This is a genomic window from Enterobacter sp. WPR_3_1, assembly GCF_003635055.1.
In the GTDB taxonomy this organism is placed as follows: domain Bacteria; phylum Pseudomonadota; class Gammaproteobacteria; order Enterobacterales; family Enterobacteriaceae; genus Enterobacter; species Enterobacter ludwigii.
Window position 1 is genome coordinate 375546 of sequence record NZ_RBXU01000011.1, and the last position, 21789, is coordinate 397334.

The following is a 21789-nucleotide window of genomic DNA, read 5'->3' on the forward strand; positions in this document are numbered from 1 at the left end:
CGCCGCGTAGGGAAATAGCGCGGCGGTAAACGTTGAACTAACAAGAGAACCCTTAACAAACGCCATGAGCGACGACAATTCACACAGTAGCGACACGACAAACACCAAAAAGGGATTTTTCTCCCTCATTCTGAACCAGCTTTTCCACGGCGAACCTAAAAACCGTGACGAACTGCTGGAGCTGATTCGTGATTCCGGGCAAAACGACCTTATCGATGAAGATACGCGCGAAATGCTCGAAGGGGTAATGGACATCGCCGACCAGCGCGTTCGCGACATCATGATCCCCCGCTCGCAGATGATCACCCTGAAACGTAACCAGACTCTGGACGAGTGCCTCGATGTGATCATCGAATCCGCACACTCGCGTTTCCCGGTCATCAGCGAAGACAAAGATCACATTGAAGGGATTTTGATGGCGAAAGATCTGCTGCCGTTTATGCGCAGCGATGCCGAAGCCTTCAGCATGGAAAAAGTGTTACGCCAGGCCGTGGTTGTGCCGGAAAGTAAACGTGTGGATCGGATGCTGAAAGAGTTTCGCTCTCAGCGCTACCACATGGCGATTGTTATTGATGAATTTGGTGGCGTTTCCGGTCTCGTCACGATCGAAGATATCCTTGAGCTGATCGTGGGCGAAATCGAAGATGAGTATGACGAAGAAGAGGATATCGACTTCCGTCAGCTTAGCCGTCACACCTGGACCGTTCGTGCGCTGGCCTCGATTGAGGACTTTAACGACGCCTTTAGTACCCATTTCAGCGATGAAGAGGTCGATACTATTGGCGGGCTGGTGATGCAGGCCTTTGGCCACCTTCCGGCACGCGGCGAGACCGTTGACATCGACGGTTACCAGTTCAAAGTGGCAATGGCCGACAGCCGACGTATTATACAGGTTCATGTCAGAACGCCGGACGACTCACCGGTGCCAAAACTGGAAGATTAATGTAAATGGCATTTGCCCCATTACTTGAACGCCAGCGTGTACGTCTGCTGCTGGCGCTGTTACTCGGAGCCAGCGGAACGCTGGCTTTTTCTCCTTACGATATCTGGCCTGCAGCCATTCTCTCCCTGATGGGACTTCAGGGTTTAACCCTGAATCGTCGTCCCGTCCAGGCGGCAGCGATTGGCTACTTCTGGGGACTGGGGCTGTTTGGCTCCGGCATCAACTGGGTCTATGTCAGCATCGCCCAGTTTGGCGGTATGCCAGGACCCGTTAACGTCTTCCTCGTGGTGCTGCTGGCCGCTTATCTCTCGCTCTATACCGGTCTGTTCGCGGGTATCCTTTCTCGCCTGTGGCCAAAAACCACCTGGCTGCGCGTTGCCATTGCTGCGCCGGTTGTCTGGCAAATTACCGAGTTCCTTCGCGGCTGGGTACTGACTGGCTTCCCGTGGCTGCAGTTCGGTTACAGTCAGATTGATGGCCCGCTAAAGGGGCTTGCTCCGGTAATGGGCGTTGAAGCGATTAACTTCCTGTTGATGGTGGTGAGCGGACTGCTGGTCCTGGCGCTGGTCACACATAGCTGGAAGACGCTGGTCGTGGCGCTGGTGTTGTTTGCCCTGCCTTTCCCACTGCGTTATATCCAGTGGTACAGCCTGGTGCCAGAGCGCACCACGCAGGTTTCAATGGTGCAGGGGAATATCCCTCAGTCAATGAAATGGGACGAGAAAGAGCTGCTGAACACGCTGAAGATCTACGCTAACGCCACCGAGGCGGTCATGGGTAAATCGCAGCTGATCATCTGGCCAGAGTCGGCGATTCCGGATCTGGAAATTAACCAGCAGCCGTTCCTGAACATGATGAACGATCTACTGCTGGCTCGCGGCAGTACGCTGGTTACCGGGATTGTCGATGCGCGTCTGAATCAGCAGAACCGCTATGACACCTACAACACCATCATTACGCTGGGTAAAGACAGCGAATACAGCTACAACTCCACTGACCGGTATAACAAGAATCACCTGGTACCGTTTGGCGAATTTGTACCGCTGGAGTCCATTCTGCGCCCGTTAGCACCGTTCTTTGACCTGCCGATGTCCTCATTCAGCCGTGGCCCGTACGTTCAGCCCCAGCTGCATGCACACGGTTTTGCCCTGACGGCGGCCATCTGCTACGAAATTATCCTCGGCGAGCAGGTGCGCGATAACTTCCGTCCGGACACTGACTTCCTGCTGACTATCTCCAACGATGCCTGGTTTGGTAAGTCGATTGGCCCGTGGCAGCATTTCCAGATGGCGCGGATGCGCTCCCTGGAGCTGGCGCGCCCGCTGCTGCGTAGCACCAACAATGGCATTACCGCCGTGATTGGCCCGCAGGGCGAAATCCAGGCCATGATCCCGCAGTTCACCCGTGAAGTGCTGACGACCAACGTCACGCCTGCGACGGGCCTGACGCCTTATGCCCGCACCGGCAACTGGCCGCTGTGGATCCTGACCGCGCTGTTCGGATTTGGCGCGGTGCTGATGAGCTTGCGTCAGCGTCGTCGATAATTTCCCCTCCCTTCCCCTCTCCCGTTGGGAGAGGGCATTTCTGGCACGTCTCTTGCTTTATTTCCCCACGTAAACGCAGTTTGGCTTAACGTGCAACTTCGTCGCACCAGCGTAGATCACCGGTAGCACCGAAACGGTGCAACGAGAGATATTTGCCTCTGATTGGTGCGGCGCGCTTCGCAAAAATAAACAATAACGCAGCAAAATCTTTACATTAAGCCAGACTAAATGTTAACAAGCTTGCATAACACTGCACTCGCATAGCGCGAGATATAACAACATCACAATGGGTATCAATGCGTCACTGGCGCTGATAAGAAAGGAGTTGGGTATGCAATTACGTAAACTGGCCACAGCAATGCTGGTTATGGGGATGTCGGCAAGCGTTGTTCACGCTGAAGATGCTCCGGCTGCCGGAAGCACTCTCGACAAGATTGCCAAAAACGGCGTGATCGTGGTCGGCCACCGTGAATCTTCTGTCCCGTTCTCTTACTACGACAACACGCAAAAAGTCGTGGGCTATTCGCAGGATTACTCCAACGCTATCGTTGAAGCTGTGAAGAAAAAGCTGAACAAACCTGACCTGCAGGTGAAGCTGATTCCAATCACTTCACAAAACCGTATTCCACTGCTGCAAAACGGCACGTTCGATTTTGAGTGCGGTTCCACCACCAACAACCTTGAGCGTCAGAAACAGGCTGCCTTCTCTGACACCATCTTCGTCGTGGGCACCCGCCTGCTGACCAAGAAAGGCGGCGAGATCAAAGACTTTGCGGACCTGAAAGGCAAAGCCGTCGTTGTTACCTCCGGTACCACTTCCGAAGTGCTGCTGCACAAGCTGAACGACGAGAAGAAAATGGATATGCGCATCATCAGCGCGAAAGATCATGGCGACTCTTTCCGTACCCTGGAAAGTGGCCGTGCTGTGGCGTTTATGATGGATGATGCCCTGCTGGCAGGCGAACGTGCAAAAGCGAAGAAACCAGACAACTGGGATATCGTCGGCACGGCGCAATCTAAAGAAGCGTACGGCTGTATGCTGCGTAAAGACGATCCGCAGTTCAAGAAGCTGATCGATGACACCATCGCTCAGGTTCAGACCTCCGGTGAAGCGGAAAAATGGTTCGATAAATGGTTCAAGAACCCGATTCCACCCAAAAATCTTAACATGAACTTCGAACTGTCTGACGACATGAAAGCGCTGTTCAAATCACCAAACGACAAGGCTCTTAACTAATTAGAACAACAGGGGCGGGATCTCCTGCCCTCTCGATTGTCGGGAAGCATGGACAGACTATACGTTGAGTGGTCGTTCCCCACTCAGCGCGAAAAATGAGCTTCTCACCAATCTTCGAGGGTAGCGCTGCTACCCTTTTTTTTCTGGAGTTTATTATGTCAATAGACTGGAACTGGGGCATATTCCTGCAACAAGCCCCGTTCGGCAACACCACCTATCTTGGCTGGCTGTGGAGCGGTTTTCAGGTTACCGTCGCCTTATCGATCACGGCGTGGATTATCGCGTTTCTTGTCGGTTCACTGTTTGGTATTTTGCGCACCGTGCCTAACCGTTTTCTCTCATCTCTCGGCACCCTGTATGTGGAACTGTTCCGTAACGTTCCGCTGATTGTGCAATTTTTCACTTGGTATCTGGTCGTCCCGGAACTGCTGCCGGAAAATATTGGCATGTGGTTTAAGTCGGAACTGGATCCGAACGTGCAGTTCTTTGTCTCCTCCATGCTCTGCCTGGGGCTCTTCACCGCCGCGCGCGTTTGCGAGCAGGTGCGTGCCGCCATTCAGTCACTGCCGCGCGGACAAAAAAATGCTGGCCTGGCGATGGGCCTGACGCTGCCACAAACTTACCGCTATGTACTGCTGCCTAACGCTTACCGCGTCATTGTTCCACCGATGACGTCTGAGATGATGAACCTGGTGAAAAACTCGGCCATCGCCTCGACCATCGGTCTGGTGGATATGGCCGCACAGGCGGGCAAGCTGCTGGATTATTCCGCCCACGCGTGGGAATCCTTCACAGCGATCACACTCGCCTATGTTCTGATTAACACTTTCATCATGCTGGTGATGAACCTGGTTGAACGCAAAATCCGCCTGCCGGGCAATCTGGGGGGCAAATAATGTACGAATTTGACTGGAGTTCTATCGTTCCATCCATGCCTTACCTGCTGGATGGCCTGCTGATCACCTTAAAAATCACCGTGATTGCTATTGTGGTGGGTATCGTCTGGGGCACCCTGCTGGCGGTCATGCGCCTGTCGGCTTTTAAACCGTTCGCCTGGTTTGCCACGGCCTACGTTAACGTTTTCCGCTCCATCCCCCTGGTGATGGTACTGCTGTGGTTTTACCTGATTGTTCCCGGCTTTCTGCAAAACGTGCTGGGGCTGTCGCCGAAAACCGATATCCGCCTGATCTCCGCGATGGTCGCGTTCTCAATGTTTGAGGCTGCTTACTATTCAGAGATTATCCGAGCGGGTATTCAGAGTATTTCACGTGGGCAGTCCAGCGCCGCGCTGGCGTTGGGGATGACGCACTGGCAATCCATGCAGCTCATTATTCTGCCGCAGGCGTTTCGCGCCATGGTTCCCCTCCTGCTGACCCAGGGCATCGTACTGTTCCAGGATACCTCTCTGGTCTACGTACTGAGCCTGGCAGACTTCTTCCGTACCGCGTCTACCATCGGTGAACGTGACGGTACGCAGGTCGAAATGGTGCTCTTCGCGGGTGGCGTCTATTTTGTGATTAGTTTAAGCGCGTCGCTGTTGGTCAGCTGGCTGAAGAAAAGGACTGTATAATGATTTCCCTGAAAAATGTTTCTAAATGGTATGGGCACTTTCAGGTGCTGACCGACTGCTCAACCGAAGTGAAAAAAGGTGACGTGGTGGTGGTATGTGGGCCATCCGGCTCTGGTAAATCCACGCTGATCAAAACCGTTAACGGCCTGGAGCCGGTGCAGCAAGGAGAGATCCTCGTCAACGGCACCAAAGTCAATGACAGGAAAACCAACCTTGCTCAGCTGCGTTCCCACGTCGGCATGGTGTTCCAGCACTTTGAGCTGTTTCCGCACCTCTCCATTATTGAGAACCTGACGCTGGCGCAGGTAAAAGTGCTGAAACGCGATAAAAAGCTCGCGCGCGATAAAGGTCTGAAGCTGCTGGAACGCGTGGGGCTCTCTGCGCATGCTGATAAATTCCCGGCGCAGCTCTCTGGCGGTCAGCAGCAGCGTGTGGCTATTGCCCGGGCCCTGTGTATGGATCCGGTCGCCATGCTGTTTGATGAACCGACTTCCGCTCTCGATCCCGAGATGATCAACGAAGTGCTGGACGTAATGGTTGAGCTGGCGCACGAAGGGATGACGATGATGGTGGTGACCCACGAAATGGGCTTTGCCCGCAAAGTGGCGAACCGCGTGATCTTCATGGACGAAGGGAAGATTGTTGAAGACTCGCCGAAAGAAGAGTTCTTCGCCAATCCTAAATCCGAGCGAGCAAAAGACTTCCTCGCCAAAATCCTGCACTAATCTCCCCGGTGCGCAATCTGCGGATTGCGCACCGCTTCACGCTTTAACTCTCTTCTTCTCGTCGGCGTCACATTGCAGCGTTAACCTTGTCACAAAATAATGCTACGTATGGAGCACGCTATGGCACAACCTATCCTTCTCGATTGCGACCCGGGTCATGATGACGCGATCGCCCTCGTCCTTGCACTTGCCTCCCCTGAACTGGACGTCAAAGCCGTTACGTCCTCTGCCGGAAACCAGACACCCGAGAAAACGCTGCGTAACGTCCTGCGTATGCTGACGTTGCTCAAACGCATCGATATACCGGTCGCCGGTGGTGCCGTCAAACCGCTCATGCGCGATCTGATCATTGCCGACAACGTGCACGGTGAAAGTGGGCTGGATGGCCCGGCACTGCCCGAACCGGGGTTTGAAGCGCAACCCTGCACCGCCGTAGAGTTGATGGCGAAAGTGCTGCGTGAAAGCGCGGAACCGGTCACGCTGGTGGCCACCGGCCCGCAAACCAACGTTGCGCTGCTGCTGAACAGCCATCCAGAATTGCACAGTAAAATCGCCCGAATCGTGATCATGGGCGGCGCAATGCGACTCGGGAACTGGACGCCAGCGGCGGAGTTCAACATTTTTGTCGATCCGGAAGCCGCAGAGATTGTCTTCCAGTCTGGCCTGCCTATTGTCATGGCCGGCCTGGACGTCACCCATCGCGCACAAATAATGGCGCACGACATTGCGCGCTTTCGTGCCATTGGCAACCCGGTGGCGACAACCGTCGCAGAGTTGCTGGACTTCTTTATGGCGTATCACAAAGCCGAGAAATGGGGTTTTCACGGCGCGCCGCTGCACGATCCGTGCACCATTGCCTGGCTGCTCAAACCGGAGATGTTTACCACGGTAGAACGGTGGGTGGGCGTGGAAACCCAGGGGAAATACACTCAGGGTATGACGGTGGTGGACTACTATTCGCTGACGGGCAATCACCCCAACACCACGCTAATGGTGGATATCGACCGGGAAGCGTTCGTGGATTTACTGGCGGAAAGACTCAACTATTACAGCCAGGCCCGGTAAGCGATGGCCACCGGGCATGGTAGACAGCTCTGTGGCCTGATGCCCTCCCTCTGACCTGCTGGCAGAGGGCGGCTTTTAATTAGGGCTCAAACGGCCGACGCTGGAACTGATCGTGTCCACACTTTGGACACAGCGGCAACACATCCGGCGTATAGACTGCAATGTGGTGATGGCATTTCTCGCACACCAGATTCCCCAGTCCGACCACTTCTCCGCTGTGATAGACCCCGTGGTGGTTGAGATCCTGAAAGACTTCACGCCACTCCAGCTGCGTTTTATCGGTGATATCCGCCAGCTCCTGCCACAGGCTTTCTTTAATTACCCGCATAAAGACACTGTCGGTAACCTCGTTCTGACTCTCTTCGTAGCTTCGCGCAAACTCTTCCAGGTCGCGGCGTACGGCGCGCGTCACCTCTTCCACTTCGGTTCGCGTTAACTCACCCGTTTGCGTCACGCGGGCCCGCGCCTGTTCCACCAGCGCATCGATATCACGCTCGCCGTTACGCAGCCGTTCCGTCAGTGTTGTCACCAGTTCTCGGTAAAATTGAGCAACCTTGTTCATCATTTTGCCTCCCGGGTAAGTAACTGACTCTAATAATAGACCTTATTTCGCCACCGCTTTGCCAGGTGAACCACAGACCCGACAAATTCCTCACGCGCGCATTTGTGCGAAAGGCTGTTTTGGCGCGGGCGTTTGGGCTATGCTATGCGGATCTGAATTACCACATCCATTGGCTACATTTGTAGCTGTATTGAAAACAGGACCACTGGCTGCCATGCAAGAGCAATACCGCCCGGAAGAGATAGAATCAAAAGTCCAGCAACACTGGGACGAGAAGCGCACCTTTGAAGTAACCGAAGACGAGAGCAAAGAGAAGTATTACTGCCTGTCGATGCTTCCCTATCCTTCTGGTCGACTACACATGGGCCACGTGCGTAACTACACCATTGGTGATGTGATTGCCCGCTATCAGCGTATGCTCGGCAAAAACGTCCTGCAGCCAATCGGCTGGGATGCGTTTGGTCTGCCTGCAGAAGGCGCGGCGGTCAAAAACAACACGGCACCTGCCCCGTGGACGTACGACAACATCGCGTACATGAAAAACCAGCTCAAAATGCTGGGCTTTGGCTATGACTGGAGCCGCGAGCTGGCGACCTGCACCCCGGAATACTACCGCTGGGAGCAGAAATTCTTCACCGAGCTGTACAAAAAAGGCCTGGTGTACAAGAAGACCTCTGCCGTTAACTGGTGCCCGAACGACCAGACCGTACTGGCGAACGAGCAGGTTATCGACGGCTGCTGCTGGCGTTGTGATACCAAAGTTGAGCGTAAAGAGATCCCACAGTGGTTTATCAAAATCACCGCCTACGCTGACGAGCTGCTGAACGATCTGGATAATCTGGATCACTGGCCTGATACCGTCAAGACTATGCAGCGTAACTGGATCGGCCGTTCAGAAGGCGTGGAGATCACCTTCAACGTTGAGAACGACGATCGGACCTTGACCGTCTACACTACCCGTCCGGACACCTTCATGGGTGCGACCTATCTGGCCGTGGCCGCTGGTCACCCGCTGGCACAGAAAGCCGCGGAAAACAACCCGGAACTGGCGGCCTTCATCGACGAGTGCCGCAACACCAAAGTGGCCGAAGCCGACATGGCGACGATGGAGAAGAAAGGCGTTGATACCGGCTTTAAGGCTATCCATCCACTGACGGGCGAAGCAATCCCTGTCTGGGCAGCCAACTTCGTGCTGATGGAGTACGGTACGGGTGCCGTCATGGCCGTTCCAGGCCACGATCAGCGTGACTACGAATTTGCCACCAAATATGGCCTGACCATTAAACCTGTCATCCTCGCGGCTGACGGTTCTGAGCCAGACCTCTCTGCACAAGCCCTGACCGAAAAAGGCACCCTGTTCAACTCGGGTGAATTCAGCGGTCTGAGCTTTGAAGATGGCTTCAACGCGATTGCCGACAAGTTAGCGTCGCTGGGCGTCGGTGAGCGTAAAGTCAACTACCGCCTGCGCGACTGGGGTGTATCTCGCCAGCGCTACTGGGGAGCACCTATCCCAATGGTGACGCTGGAAGATGGTACCGTGATGCCAACGCCAGAAGATCAACTCCCGGTGATCCTGCCGGAAGATGTGATCATGGACGGTATCACCAGCCCAATCAAAGCCGATCCTGAGTGGGCAAAAACGACCGTTAACGGCCAGCCAGCGCTGCGTGAAACTGACACCTTTGATACCTTTATGGAATCGTCATGGTACTACGCGCGTTACACCTGCCCGCAGTATCAGGAAGGCATGCTGGATTCCGATGCAGCAAACTACTGGCTGCCTGTGGACATCTACATCGGTGGTATTGAACACGCCATCATGCACCTGCTCTACTTCCGCTTCTTCCACAAGCTGATGCGCGACGCAGGCATGGTCAACTCTGACGAACCAGCAAAACAGCTGCTGTGTCAGGGCATGGTGCTGGCCGATGCCTTCTACTACGTCGGGGCGAACGGCGAGCGTAACTGGGTGTCTCCGGTTGACGCGATCGTTGAGCGCGACGAGAAAGGCCGTATCGTGAAGGCGAAAGACGCCGAAGGTCATGAACTGGTTTATACCGGCATGAGCAAGATGTCGAAGTCTAAAAACAACGGCATCGACCCTCAGGTGATGGTTGAGCGTTACGGCGCAGATACCGTGCGTCTGTTTATGATGTTTGCCTCTCCGGCTGACATGACCCTGGAATGGCAGGAATCGGGCGTTGAAGGGGCTAACCGCTTCCTGAAGCGTGTCTGGAAACTGGTTTACGAGCACACCTCTCAGGGTGATGCTCCGGCAGTGAACGTCGCGGCACTGACTGAAGATCAGCAGGCGCTGCGTCGTGATGTTCATAAAACGATTGCAAAAGTGACCGATGATATTGGTCGTCGTCAGACCTTCAATACCGCAATTGCGGCTATTATGGAACTGATGAACAAGCTGGCAAAAGCCCCGCAGGACGGCGAGCAGGATCGTGCCTTAATGCGTGAAGCGCTGCTGGCCGTCGTTCGCATGTTGAACCCGTTCACCCCGCACGTCAGCTTCACCCTCTGGCAGGAGCTGAAAGGCGAAGGCGATATCGACAACGCACCGTGGCCAGTGGCTGACGAATCCGCGATGGTGGAAAACACCACGCTGGTTGTGGTCCAGGTTAACGGCAAAGTTCGCGGTAAAATTACCGTGGCGGTCGATGCTACCGAAGAACAGGTTCGCGAACGCGCAGGCCAGGAACATCTGGTTGCGAAATATCTTGAGGGCGTTACCGTACGTAAAGTGATCTACGTACCGGGTAAATTGCTGAATCTGGTCGTTGGCTAAGCGCGGGAGGAAACGTGCGACAACTGGCAACAATACTCTTATCTCTGGCGGTGCTTGTCACCGCTGGTTGTGGCTGGCATCTGCGCAATACCACGGCAGTGCCTGCTGAAATGAAAACGATGATTTTCGACTCATCGGATCCGAATGGTCCACTCAGCCGGGCAATTCGAAACCAGCTGCGTCTTAACGATGTTGAGTTGATTGAGAAAGGGACGTTACGTCAGGATGTTCCATCCCTGCGCGTTCTGGGCTCAACCTTAGCCAAAGACACGGCGTCCATTTTCCAGGACGGCCGTACCGCAGAGTATCAGATGGTCCTGTCGGTTAATGCCGCCGTTCTGATCCCGGGTAAAGACATCTACCCAATCAGCACGAAAGTGTACCGTTCGTTCTTCGATAACCCGCAGACGGCTCTGGCAAAAGACGCCGAGCAGCAGATTATCATTAACGAAATGTACGATAAGGCCGCAGAGCAGCTGATCCGTAAGCTGCCGGGCGTTGCCGCGTCAACGAAACAGGGTTCTGACATCATCGAAAAACCGGATGCCAACACGCCTCCTGTTTCTGCCTCCATGGGTAACTGATGATCAGGCTGTATCCTGAACAACTCCGCGCGCAGCTCAATGAAGGGCTGCGCGCGGCGTATCTGCTTCTCGGAAACGATCCGCTATTACTTCAGGAAAGCCTGGATGCCGTCCGACAGGCGGCGGCCGCTCAGGGCTTTGATGAACACCACACCGTCCAGCTGGATAACAACACCGACTGGAATGCCCTCTTCTCGCTTTGCCAGGCGATGAGCCTCTTTGCATCGCGCCAGACCATACAGATCCTGCTGCCGGAGAATGGCCCTAACGCGGCCATCAATGAACAGCTGGCAACGCTGGTCAGTCTGCTGCACAGCGATCTGCTGTTTATTGTGCGCGGCAACAAGCTCACCAAAGCGCAGGAAAACGCGGCCTGGTTTACCCAGCTCGCGGCCAATGCGGTTATGGTGACCTGTCAGACGCCTGAGCAAGCCCATCTGCCAAAATGGGTCGCGACAAGAGCGAAGCAAAACAATCTTCAGCTGGACGACGCCGCAAACCAGCTCCTCTGCTACTGCTATGAAGGCAACCTGCTGGCACTGGCGCAGGCGCTGGACAGGCTCTCCCTGCTCTGGCCAGACGGTAAGCTGACACTGCCACGCGTGGAACAGGCCGTTAACGATGCCGCGCACTTTACGCCCTTCCACTGGGTGGATGCACTGCTGGCAGCGAAAAGCAAACGCGCCCTGCATATATTGCAACAGCTGCGCCTGGAAGGTAGCGAACCGGTTATTTTGCTGCGCACTCTTCAGCGTGAATTATTACTGCTGATTACGCTCAAGCGTCAGTCTGCACATACGCCATTACGTTCGCTGTTTGATAAACATCGGGTGTGGCAAAACCGTCGGGCGATGACCACCGAGGCCATCAACCGCCTGAGTCATGAGCAGCTGCGTCAGGCCGTGCAGCTTCTGATGCGCGCTGAGCTTACGTTGAAACAAGATTATGGTCAGTCGGTCTGGGCGGAGCTGGAAAGTCTCTCTCTGCTGCTCTGCCATAAGGCGCTGGCAGACGTATTTATCGATGGATAGTATGCATTCTTTACAGGCCCTGTACGGTGGCACCTTCGACCCGGTCCATTACGGACATCTGAAGCCGGTTGAAATTCTGGCGAATCTGATCGGCCTTCAGCGCGTAATCATCATGCCCAATAATGTGCCGCCACACCGTCCGCAACCTGAGGCGAGCAGCGAGCAGAGAAAAGAGATGCTCGCTCTGGCCATCGCGGATAAACCGCTTTTTAGCCTTGATGAGCGAGAACTGCGCCGCGACACACCGTCCTGGACGTCGCAAACGCTGCAGGAGTGGCGAGCCGAGCAAGGGCCGGACACGCCGCTGGCCTTTATTATTGGTCAGGACTCCCTGCTCAATTTTCCCACCTGGCACCAGTATGAAACGATTCTGGAAAACAGCCACCTGCTTGTCTGTCGCCGTCCGGGCTATCCGCTGACCATGCGAGAAGAACAGTATCAGCAGTGGCTTGAGGCGCATCTCACAGACAATATTGAAGAGTTGCACAACCAGCCTGCCGGGAAGATTTATCTGGCAGAGACGCCGTGGTTCGATATTTCTGCGACCCTCATTCGCGAGCGTCTGCAGCAGGGATTAGCCTGTGACGATCTGCTGCCATCAGCTGTGCTGGACTACATTCACGCGCATGGGTTGTATCAGAAAAGCGCAGACGCATAGCGGGGGCGCATGAAAAAGCGGCGTAATGATTATCCTGCCTTGACAGGGTAAGCCATACTGTTATCCTCCGCTGCCAGACTTTCCCGCCGATCATTGCTTTACAGAAATTGTTTTACAAAAATGGCGATGCAATCTCAGGCGGAGGGTGGGATGATACCCGCCTTCAAAAGCCCGGCCGGAGACATTTGTCCCGACACTGGCGTCAGTTCAGGTATACTGTCTGGCCACGAATTCATAGTTATACAATCTCATTCACCCTAGGGGGAAAACTTGCAGGGTAAAGCACTCCAGGATTTTGTTATCGACAAAATTGATGACCTGAAAGGTCAGGACATCATCGCTATCGACGTTAAGGGTAAATCCAGCATCACCGACTGCATGATTATCTGCACCGGTACTTCAACGCGTCATGTTGTTTCGATTGCCGACCACGTTGTTCAGGAATCGCGTGCAGCAGGCCTGTTACCGCTTGGCGTTGAAGGTGAAGCGACCGCTGACTGGGTGGTTGTCGATCTCGGCGATGTGATTGTCCATGTCATGCAGGAAGAGAGCCGTCGCCTGTATGAGCTGGAAAAACTCTGGGGTTAATGCGTGAAGTTGCAACTGGTCGCCGTCGGCACCAAAATGCCGGACTGGGTACAAACCGGTTTTACTGAATATCTGCGTCGTTTTCCAAAAGACATGCCGTTCGAACTGGTGGAAATTCCCGCCGGGAAACGCGGCAAGAACGCCGATATCAAACGTATTCTCGATAAAGAGGGAGAGCTGATGCTGGCTGCCGCAGGCAAAAACCGCATCGTCACCCTCGATATTCCAGGTAAACCCTGGGATACGCCGCAGCTGGCGCACGAACTGGAGCGCTGGAAGCAGGATGGTCGTGACGTCAGTCTGTTGATTGGCGGGCCTGAAGGGTTATCTCCTGCCTGCAAAGCGGCGGCAGAACAAAGTTGGTCTCTCTCCGCGCTGACGCTTCCCCACCCGCTCGTTCGGGTACTGGTGGCAGAAAGCCTGTATCGCGCGTGGAGCATTACTACCAACCACCCATATCACCGCGAGTAGTGACTGACCAGGGTAGATTAAGCAGCGGATGAAACTACAGAATTCTTTTCGCGACTATACGGCTGAGTCCGCGCTGTTTGTGCGCCGGGCGCTGGTCGCCTTTACGGGGATTTTGCTGCTTACCGGCGTGCTGATCGCCAACCTCTATAATCTGCAAATTGTCCGCTTTACCGATTATCAGACGCGTTCAAACGAAAACCGTATCAAGCTGGTGCCCATCGCGCCCAGCCGCGGCATTATCTACGACCGTAACGGCACTCCGCTGGCGTTAAACCGCACCATTTATCAAATCGAAATGATGCCGGAAAAAGTCGATAATGTGCAGGATACGCTTGAAGCGCTAAAAGGCGTTGTCGATCTGACCGACGATGATATCGCCGCGTTCAAAAAAGAGCGTGCCCGCTCCCACCGTTTCACCTCAATCCCGGTTAAAACGAACCTGACGGAAGTCCAGGTGGCCCGCTTTGCCGTGAACCAGTATCGTTTTCCCGGCGTGGAAGTGAAAGGTTACAAGCGTCGCTACTACCCTTACGGTTCCGCGCTGACGCATGTCATTGGTTACGTTTCCAAGATCAACGATAAAGACGTTGAACGCCTCGATAAAGACGGCAAACTGGCGAACTACGCAGCTACGCACGATATCGGTAAGCTGGGGATCGAACGCTACTACGAAGATGTCCTGCACGGGCAGACCGGCTATGAAGAGGTTGAAGTTAACAACCGTGGCCGCGTCATTCGCCAGCTCAAAGAAGTGCCACCGCAGGCGGGGCATGACGTCTACCTGACGCTCGACCTCAAGCTGCAGCAGTATATTGAAACCTTACTGGCGGGCAGCCGTGCTGCCGTTGTCGTCACCGATCCGCGTTCCGGCGGCATTCTGGCGATGGTGTCCATGCCAAGCTACGACCCGAACCTCTTTGTCGATGGTATCTCCAGCAAAGACTATTCCGGTCTGCTCAATGACCCGAATACGCCGCTGGTGAACCGCGCCACACAAGGGGTTTACCCGCCAGCGTCAACGGTAAAACCGTACGTAGCGGTCTCTGCGCTGAGCGCGGGCGTCATCAACCGCAATACCAGTCTGTTTGACCCGGGCTGGTGGCAATTACCAGGCTCTGAAAAACGCTATCGCGACTGGAAAAAATGGGGCCATGGTCACCTCAACGTTACCAAATCGCTGGAAGAGTCTGCGGATACCTTCTTCTACCAGGTTGCGTATGACATGGGCATTGACCGCCTGTCAGAGTGGATGAGCAAATTCGGCTATGGACATTACACCGGCGTTGACCTTTCAGAAGAACGTTCCGGTAACATGCCAACCCGTGAGTGGAAGCTGAAGCGCTTTAAGAAGCCGTGGTATCAGGGTGATACCATTCCGGTGGGTATCGGTCAGGGCTACTGGACGGCGACCCCGATTCAGATGAACAAAGCGATGATGATCCTCATCAACGATGGCGTAGTGAAAGTTCCGCACCTGCTGCAAAGTACGGTTGAAGACGGCAAAAAAGTGCCGTGGATCCAGCCGCATGAAGCCCCGGTGGGTGACATTCATTCCGGTTACTGGGAAATTGCCAAAGACGGTATGTACGGCGTGGCGAACCGTCCGAACGGGACCGCACATAAGTATTTCGCCGGCACACCGTATAAAGTGGCCGCCAAATCCGGTACTGCGCAGGTCTTCGGTCTGAAAGCCAATGAAACCTATAACGCGCACCGCATTGCTGAACGTCTGCGTGACCATAAGCTGATGACGGCCTTTGCCCCTTATGATAACCCGCAGGTTGCGGTGGCGATGATTCTGGAAAACGGCGGCGCAGGTCCGGCCGTGGGGACCATCATGCGCCAGATCCTCGACCACATTATGCTGGGTGATAACAACACCGAACTGCCGGCTGAAAACCCGGCCGCCGCTGCGGCGGAGGACCAATAATCATGACGGATAATCCAAATAAAAAATCGCTGTGGGATAAAATCCACATCGACCCAGCCATGCTGCTGATCCTGCTGGCTCTGCTGGTTTACAGCGCCCTGGTTATCTGGAGCGCCAGCGGCCAGGACATCGGCATGATGGAGCGCAAAATCGGCCAGATCGCGATGGGTCTGGTCATTATGGTGGTCATGGCGCAGATCCCGCCGCGGGTCTATGAAGGCTGGGCACCGTATCTGTACATATTCTGTATTGTGCTGCTGGTTGCGGTAGATGCCTTTGGGGCCATCTCTAAAGGCGCGCAGCGCTGGCTGGATCTGGGCGTTGTCCGCTTCCAGCCCTCTGAAATAGCCAAAATAGCGGTTCCCTTGATGGTGGCGCGTTTTATTAACCGTGACGTCTGCCCGCCTTCACTGAAAAATACCGCCATTGCGCTGGTGCTGATTTTCCTGCCGACGCTACTGGTTGCGGCGCAGCCTGACCTCGGCACTTCGATTCTTATCGCCCTCTCCGGCCTGTTTGTCCTGTTCCTGTCGGGTTTAAGCTGGCGTCTGATTGGCATTGCAGTCGTGCTGGTGGCAGCGTTCATCCCGATTCTCTGGTTCTTCCTGATGCATGATTACCAGCGACAACGAGTCATGATGCTGCTCGATCCGGAAACCGATCCGCTGGGTGCGGGCTATCATATTATTCAGTCCAAGATTGCGATCGGTTCCGGCGGCCTGCGCGGTAAAGGCTGGCTGCACGGCACCCAGTCCCAGCTGGAGTTCTTACCGGAACGCCACACCGACTTTATCTTTGCGGTTCTGGCGGAAGAGCTGGGCCTGGTTGGCATCCTGATTCTGCTGGCGCTGTATGTGCTGTTGATCATGCGAGGGCTGTGGATCGCCGCACGTGCGCAAACCACCTTTGGCCGCGTGATGGCAGGCGGGTTGATGCTGATTTTATTCGTTTATGTCTTCGTAAATATTGGTATGGTGAGTGGTATTCTGCCGGTTGTTGGCGTCCCGCTCCCGCTGGTGAGCTACGGAGGCTCGGCACTGATCGTGTTGATGGCCGGGTTTGGTATCGTGATGTCGATCCATACCCACAGAAAAATGTTGTCAAAAAGCGTATAAAAATAAGGGGATCGGAATGCGTAAGCAGTGGCTGGGGATCTGCATTGCGGCAAGTTTACTTGCGGCCTGCACAAGTGATGATGGTCAGCAACAGGCAACCGTCGCGCCGCCGCAGCCTGCGGTTTGTAATGGCCCGATCGTTGAAATCAGCGGTGCCGATCCCGTTTATGAACCGCTCAATGCCAGCGCGAATCAGGATTACGAGCGCGATGGCAAAAGCTACAAAATTGTTCAGGATCCCTCCCGCTTTAGCCAGGCTGGCTTTGCCGCCATTTATGATGCCGAGCCAGGCAGCAACCTGACGGCGACCGGCGAAGCGTTCGATCCGATGCAACTGACGGCGGCTCACCCGACCCTGCCTGTCCCGAGCTACGCTCGTATCACCAACCTGGCGAATGGTCGTATGATCGTGGTACGCATTAACGATCGTGGTCCCTACGGTAACGACCGGGTGATCTCCCTGTCACGCGCGGCTGCAGACCGCCTGAACACCTCGAACAATACCAAAGTCCGTATTGACCCGATTATCGTGGCGCAGGATGGCACCCTCTCCGGGCCAGGTACCGCGTGTACGACGGTGGCGAAACAGACTTATGCCCTTCCCGACCGCCCGAACCTGGACGGCGGCATGGGAAGCGTCTCTTCTCCGGCAGAGCCTTCTCAGCCAGCAGGAGAAGTGCGCCCAATCAGCAATGATACGCTGCAGAGTGAAGACACGACGGGTGCGCCGGTAAAGAGTAGCGGCTTCCTGGGCGCGCCGACAACGTTAGCCATCGGCGTGCTGGAAGGCAGCGAACCTACGCCAGCACCGGCTCCTGTTGCCGCTCCTGCCACAGAGCCTGCGCCCGTAACGGCTCCGGCGACGGCGCAAAGCACACCGGTTGCGGCTCCAGCGGCGGCCAGTGGCGGCTTTGTGGTTCAGGTTGGGGCGGTAAGCGATCAGGCCCGTGCGCAGCAGTATCAACAGCGTCTGAGCCAGCAGTTTGGTGTTCCGGGACGCGTTGCGCAAAACGGCGCAGTATGGCGTATTCAGATGGGACCGTTTGCCAGCAAATCGCAGGCAGCGTCTCTGCAGCAGCGCCTGCAAAATGAAGCCCAACTACAATCATTTATCGCTGTTGCGAAATAATGAACTGGCGGCATCCAAAGTGTCAATTTGTGTAAAACACATTCACAAACTCATGCTTAAAGTCGGATGCCTGCCTGAATAGCATTTGCTATAGTAAGGCACTTTTTTTAATTCCATCACGGATGTCGTTGTTCTGACCATGAAGACCACTTTTTCTGCTCGTTTTGTGCAGCGCATGGCGCTGACCACGGCCCTTTGCGCAACTGCTCTCTCTGCAGCTCACGCCGATGACCTGAATATCAAGACCATGATCCCTGGCGTTCCGCAAATCGACGCGGAATCGTATATCCTGATCGACTACAACTCTGGCAAAGTGCTGGCTGAACAGAATGCCGACGCCCGCCGCGATCCGGCCAGCCTGACCAAAATGATGACCAGCTACGTTATCGGCCAGGCCATGAAAGCAGGGAAGTTCAAAGAAACGGATCTGGTCACCATCGGTAACGATGCGTGGGCAACCGGCAACCCGGTATTTAAAGGTTCATCATTGATGTTCCTGAAACCGGGCATGCAGGTTCCTGTTTCTCAGCTGATCCGTGGTATTAACCTGCAATCCGGTAACGATGCGTGCGTGGCAATGGCCGATTTCGCCGCGGGAAGCCAGGATGCCTTCGTCGGTCTGATGAACAGCTACGTCACCGCGCTGGGTCTGAAGAACAGCCATTTCCAGACCGTACATGGTCTGGACGCAGATGGTCAGTACAGCTCCGCACGTGATATGGCGTTGATTGGTCAGGCGCTGATCCGTGACGTGCCGAACGAATACTCCATCTATAAAGAGAAAGAGTTCACCTTCAACGGTATCCGTCAGACCAACCGTAACGGCCTGCTGTGGGATAACAGCCTGAACGTTGACGGTATCAAAACTGGCCATACCGATAAAGCTGGCTACAACCTGGTTGCTTCTGCCACCGAAGGCCAGATGCGTCTGATCTCTGCCGTGATGGGCGGTCGTACCTTCAAAGGTCGTGAGACGGAAAGCAAGAAACTGCTGACCTGGGGCTTCCGTTTCTTCGAAACCGTGAACCCGTTGAAAGCCGGTAAAGAGTTTGCTTCTGAGCCAGTCTGGTTCGGTGATAACGACCGTGCTTCCCTTGGCGTGGATAAAGATCTGTACCTGACCATTCCTCGTGGTCGCATGAAAGATCTGAAAGCCAGCTACGTGCTGAATACCACTGAGCTGCACGCGCCACTGCAGAAAAACCAGGTGGTGGGCACCATCAACTTCCAGCTGGATGGTAAAACCATCGATCAGCGTCCGCTGGTTGTTCTGCAAGAAATCCCGGAAGGCAATTTCTTCGGCAAAATCATTGATTACATTAAATTGATGTTCCATCACTGGTTTGGCTAAAAATTGAACACTTGAAAGTGTGATTTTGATCCCCATATACTAGATATCCTGATAACTCCCACCTGTAGTGGGAGTTATTCTTTTTGACGTTACGCCGGAGCTGACATGAAAACCAAACTTAACGAACTGCTTGAATTCCCTACCCCGTTTACCTACAAAGTAATGGGTCTGGCGAAACCTGAGCTGGTTGATCAGGTGGTTGAAGTGGTACAGCGCCATGCGCCGGGTGACTACTCTCCGTCAGTAAAACCAAGCAGCAAGGGCAACTACCACTCGGTATCCATTACCATTACCGCAACCCACATTGAGCAGGTTGAGACGCTGTACGAAGAGCTCGGCAATATCGAAATTGTTCGTATGGTGCTGTAGTCCCTCTGCGGTTACCCGGTTTGCCGGGTAACCCGCCTCCCCGCTTGTGATATACTCTCCCTCACCTTTTGTCCCTCGTCTTCGGAGACGTCCTTTTGTATCAGGATAAAATTCTTGTCCGTCATCTCGGGCTGCAACCTTACGAGCCTGTCTCCCAGGCCATGCATGATTTCACCGATTCACGCGATGACACCACCCCTGATGAGATCTGGCTGGTCGAACACCTGCCGGTATTTACACAGGGACAGGCGGGAAAAGCGGAACATTTATTGATGACGGGTGATATCCCGGTAATCCAAAGCGATCGCGGTGGGCAGGTCACGTACCATGGGCCCGGGCAGCAGGTGATGTACGTTCTGCTGAACCTGAAGCGCAGAAAGCTCGGCGTTCGCGAACTGGTTACCCTGCTGGAACAAACCGTGGTTAACACGCTGGCGGAATACGGTATTGAAGCCCATCCGCGTGCCGATGCGCCGGGCGTCTATGTAGGAGAAAGTAAGATTTGCTCACTGGGGCTGCGTATCCGCAAGGGCTGCTCCTTCCACGGGCTGGCACTGAATATTAATATGGATCTTACCCCCTTCCTGCGCATAAACCCCTGCGGCTACGCCGGAATGGAGATGACGCAAATGCGCCAGTGGGTTGAAAGCGCAACGCCAGAGAATATTCGTCCCGTGCTTTTGAAGAACGTTTTAGCCCTACTTAACAATCCATCTTACGAATATATCACTGCTTAATATATCATGCATCATGGCTCGATTATTTGACGGGCCACTGTTTATTTACCGCTTTTACGCTTTACAATAATCCGCTTATTCTATATTTTCGAAGCGCCCGAATATTACCGCTACATATTATTTAGCCTCCAACCAGAACTGCATACAGGGCGTAAGTAACTTGCGTGATAATCACACAACTGTTTGTTTTTGATAAACAAGTGAAACAAAACCAACACTTTACGAATCTCTACAAGCATAATAAATAAATTCAACTATCATTCATAATGTGAATGTATACGGAGTGAAAGCGTGGAGTATAATAATTTACCAGCCAAACGACTGAATGACCCAGGTGGTGAGGACAAGCCACAAATTTTTCGGACTTTACGTAATATTGATCTCAATTTGTTGACTATTTTTGAGGCAGTATATGTCCATAAGGGTATCGTTAATGCTGCGAAAATTCTTAATCTCACGCCTTCAGCAATAAGCCAGTCAATTCAAAAACTGCGCGCTATATTTCCCGACCCGTTATTTATTCGTAAGGGCCAGGGGGTTACGCCGACGGCCTACGCTACCCATCTGCATGAGTACATCAGCCAGGGGCTGGAGTCGATTCTGGGTGCGCTGGATTTAACCGGCAGCTATGACAAACAGAGAACCATCACTATCGGCTGCACCCCGTCTGTCGGCGTGCTGGTGATGCCCGCTATTTTTCAGGCGATAAAAGAGCATGTTCCCCAGCTCCTGCTGCGAAATGTGCCGCTCAACGAGCCTGATATTCAGCTTGCTCAGTTTCAGACCGACCTGATTATAGAAAGCGGCAGCTTTAGCGCCCGAGCGCTCGGACAACATGTCCTGTATGCGGATAACCTGGTGCTGGTGTGCCGCCAGCAGCATCCCGCCCTGAGCGGGCCGTTGACCATTGAAAATCTGCGCAACTACGATCATTCGTCTTTCATGACCGAAGGACAGTCCAACCATGCGCTGCGTCAGCGAATCGATGAGATATTCCCGGAACGCCAGATCAGCTTCAGTAGTTACAATATGTTCACCACTGCCTCCCTGATCGGCAGCAGCGACATGCTCTGCATCATGCCTTCGCGTCTGTATACCTTGTTGCGTAAATGTTGGCCGCTGGAGAGCATTCCTCTCACCCAGCTCAATGCGGAATCTATCGAGATTTCACTGCATTACAACAAACTCAGCTTGCGCGATCCGGTACTGGAAAACGTTATCCGCGTCATCCGCCAGGCCTTCTGACTGGTTGATACAGCACAAGCCCCTGCCCCCTGCCGGGCAAAACGCACAAAACAACAACTATTTTACAAATTGGCGACCTGGCAGGCTGCTTTACCGACCGTTTCAATGATATACTGCCTGTCGTTCGTTCAAAAATAG

21 protein-coding genes are annotated in these 21789 nt (G+C 54.2%); 20 read left to right on the plus strand and 1 reads right to left on the minus strand.

Annotation, left to right across the window (positions count from 1 at the left end; all coding sequences use genetic code 11):
• Positions 1-64: 64 nt before the first annotated feature.
• The 7 genes from corC (at position 65) to rihA (ending at position 7084) form a co-directional block, all read left to right on the plus strand.
• Positions 65-943, plus strand: coding sequence for a CNNM family magnesium/cobalt transport protein CorC (gene corC / locus BJ887_RS15875; RefSeq protein WP_014169132.1), 879 nt, complete (start codon positions 65-67; stop codon positions 941-943).
• A gap of 5 nt (positions 944-948) precedes the next feature.
• On the plus strand, positions 949-2487 hold the full coding sequence (lnt, locus tag BJ887_RS15880) for an apolipoprotein N-acyltransferase (protein ID WP_032677686.1): 1539 nt from the start codon (positions 949-951) through the stop codon (positions 2485-2487).
• Between the two features lie 331 nt (positions 2488-2818).
• Positions 2819-3724: an amino acid ABC transporter substrate-binding protein gene (locus BJ887_RS15885; RefSeq protein WP_020884991.1), complete on the plus strand. Its 906-nt coding sequence runs from the start codon at positions 2819-2821 to the stop codon at positions 3722-3724.
• Positions 3725-3879: 155 nt separating this feature from the next.
• Positions 3880-4620, plus strand: a complete 741-nt coding sequence (locus BJ887_RS15890) for an amino acid ABC transporter permease (RefSeq protein WP_020884992.1) — start codon at positions 3880-3882, stop codon at positions 4618-4620.
• Positions 4620-5294 (plus strand): glutamate/aspartate ABC transporter permease GltK, encoded by a 675-nt coding sequence (gltK, locus tag BJ887_RS15895; protein ID WP_014169128.1) that lies wholly within the window; start codon positions 4620-4622, stop codon positions 5292-5294. Before BJ887_RS15890 ends, gltK begins: the two co-directional genes overlap by 1 nt.
• Positions 5294-6019 (plus strand): amino acid ABC transporter ATP-binding protein, encoded by a 726-nt coding sequence (locus BJ887_RS15900; protein ID WP_014169127.1) that lies wholly within the window; start codon positions 5294-5296, stop codon positions 6017-6019. Before gltK ends, BJ887_RS15900 begins: the two co-directional genes overlap by 1 nt.
• A 120-nt stretch (positions 6020-6139) precedes the next feature.
• Entirely contained in the window at positions 6140-7084 is a 945-nt protein-coding gene (gene rihA / locus BJ887_RS15905) for a pyrimidine-specific ribonucleoside hydrolase RihA (protein ID WP_121340094.1), read from the plus strand.
• A 79-nt stretch (positions 7085-7163) separates the two neighbouring features.
• On the opposite strand, the gene BJ887_RS15910 is transcribed toward rihA, so the two are convergent.
• Positions 7164-7646, minus strand: coding sequence for a zinc ribbon-containing protein (locus BJ887_RS15910; protein WP_025204671.1), 483 nt, complete (start codon positions 7644-7646; stop codon positions 7164-7166).
• 214 nt (positions 7647-7860) lie between these two features.
• Between BJ887_RS15910 and leuS the strand changes: the two genes are divergently transcribed.
• The 13 genes from leuS (at position 7861) to BJ887_RS15975 (ending at position 21651) form a co-directional block, all read left to right on the plus strand.
• Complete coding sequence (gene leuS, locus BJ887_RS15915) at positions 7861-10443, plus strand: leucine--tRNA ligase (protein ID WP_020884994.1); 2583 nt, start codon at positions 7861-7863, stop codon at positions 10441-10443.
• A gap of 14 nt (positions 10444-10457) precedes the next feature.
• Positions 10458-11027 (plus strand): LPS assembly lipoprotein LptE, encoded by a 570-nt coding sequence (gene lptE, locus BJ887_RS15920; RefSeq protein ID WP_121340095.1) that lies wholly within the window; start codon positions 10458-10460, stop codon positions 11025-11027.
• Positions 11027-12058, plus strand: a complete 1032-nt coding sequence (gene holA / locus BJ887_RS15925; protein ID WP_040016926.1) for a DNA polymerase III subunit delta — start codon at positions 11027-11029, stop codon at positions 12056-12058. Before lptE ends, holA begins: the two co-directional genes overlap by 1 nt.
• Positions 12051-12716, plus strand: coding sequence for a nicotinate-nucleotide adenylyltransferase (gene nadD, locus BJ887_RS15930; protein ID WP_059306341.1), 666 nt, complete (start codon positions 12051-12053; stop codon positions 12714-12716). Before holA ends, nadD begins: the two co-directional genes overlap by 8 nt.
• Positions 12717-12986: 270 nt before the next feature.
• Positions 12987-13304 carry a ribosome silencing factor gene (gene rsfS / locus BJ887_RS15935; protein ID WP_003858696.1) on the plus strand — a complete coding sequence of 106 codons (318 nt, stop codon included), beginning with the start codon at positions 12987-12989 and terminating at the stop codon, positions 13302-13304.
• Between the two features lie 3 nt (positions 13305-13307).
• A complete protein-coding gene (gene rlmH, locus BJ887_RS15940; RefSeq protein WP_003858701.1) occupies positions 13308-13775 on the plus strand; it encodes a 23S rRNA (pseudouridine(1915)-N(3))-methyltransferase RlmH in 468 nt (155 codons plus the stop codon).
• Positions 13776-13803: 28 nt separating this feature from the next.
• Positions 13804-15705: a peptidoglycan DD-transpeptidase MrdA gene (gene mrdA / locus BJ887_RS15945; protein WP_014169119.1), complete on the plus strand. Its 1902-nt coding sequence runs from the start codon at positions 13804-13806 to the stop codon at positions 15703-15705.
• 2 nt (positions 15706-15707) lie between these two features.
• Entirely contained in the window at positions 15708-16820 is a 1113-nt protein-coding gene (gene mrdB, locus BJ887_RS15950; protein WP_014169118.1) for a peptidoglycan glycosyltransferase MrdB, read from the plus strand.
• Between the two features lie 16 nt (positions 16821-16836).
• Positions 16837-17949 (plus strand): endolytic peptidoglycan transglycosylase RlpA, encoded by a 1113-nt coding sequence (rlpA, locus tag BJ887_RS15955; RefSeq protein ID WP_121340097.1) that lies wholly within the window; start codon positions 16837-16839, stop codon positions 17947-17949.
• 139 nt (positions 17950-18088) lie between these two features.
• Positions 18089-19300, plus strand: a complete 1212-nt coding sequence (gene dacA / locus BJ887_RS15960) for a D-alanyl-D-alanine carboxypeptidase DacA (RefSeq protein ID WP_014169116.1) — start codon at positions 18089-18091, stop codon at positions 19298-19300.
• A gap of 105 nt (positions 19301-19405) precedes the next feature.
• Positions 19406-19669, plus strand: a complete 264-nt coding sequence (gene ybeD / locus BJ887_RS15965; protein WP_003858718.1) for a DUF493 family protein YbeD — start codon at positions 19406-19408, stop codon at positions 19667-19669.
• 95 nt (positions 19670-19764) lie between these two features.
• Positions 19765-20406 (plus strand): lipoyl(octanoyl) transferase LipB, encoded by a 642-nt coding sequence (gene lipB, locus BJ887_RS15970; RefSeq protein WP_121340098.1) that lies wholly within the window; start codon positions 19765-19767, stop codon positions 20404-20406.
• Between the two features lie 291 nt (positions 20407-20697).
• On the plus strand, positions 20698-21651 hold the full coding sequence (locus BJ887_RS15975) for a YbeF family transcriptional regulator (protein ID WP_049023520.1): 954 nt from the start codon (positions 20698-20700) through the stop codon (positions 21649-21651).
• The last annotated feature ends 138 nt before the right edge of the window (positions 21652-21789 follow it).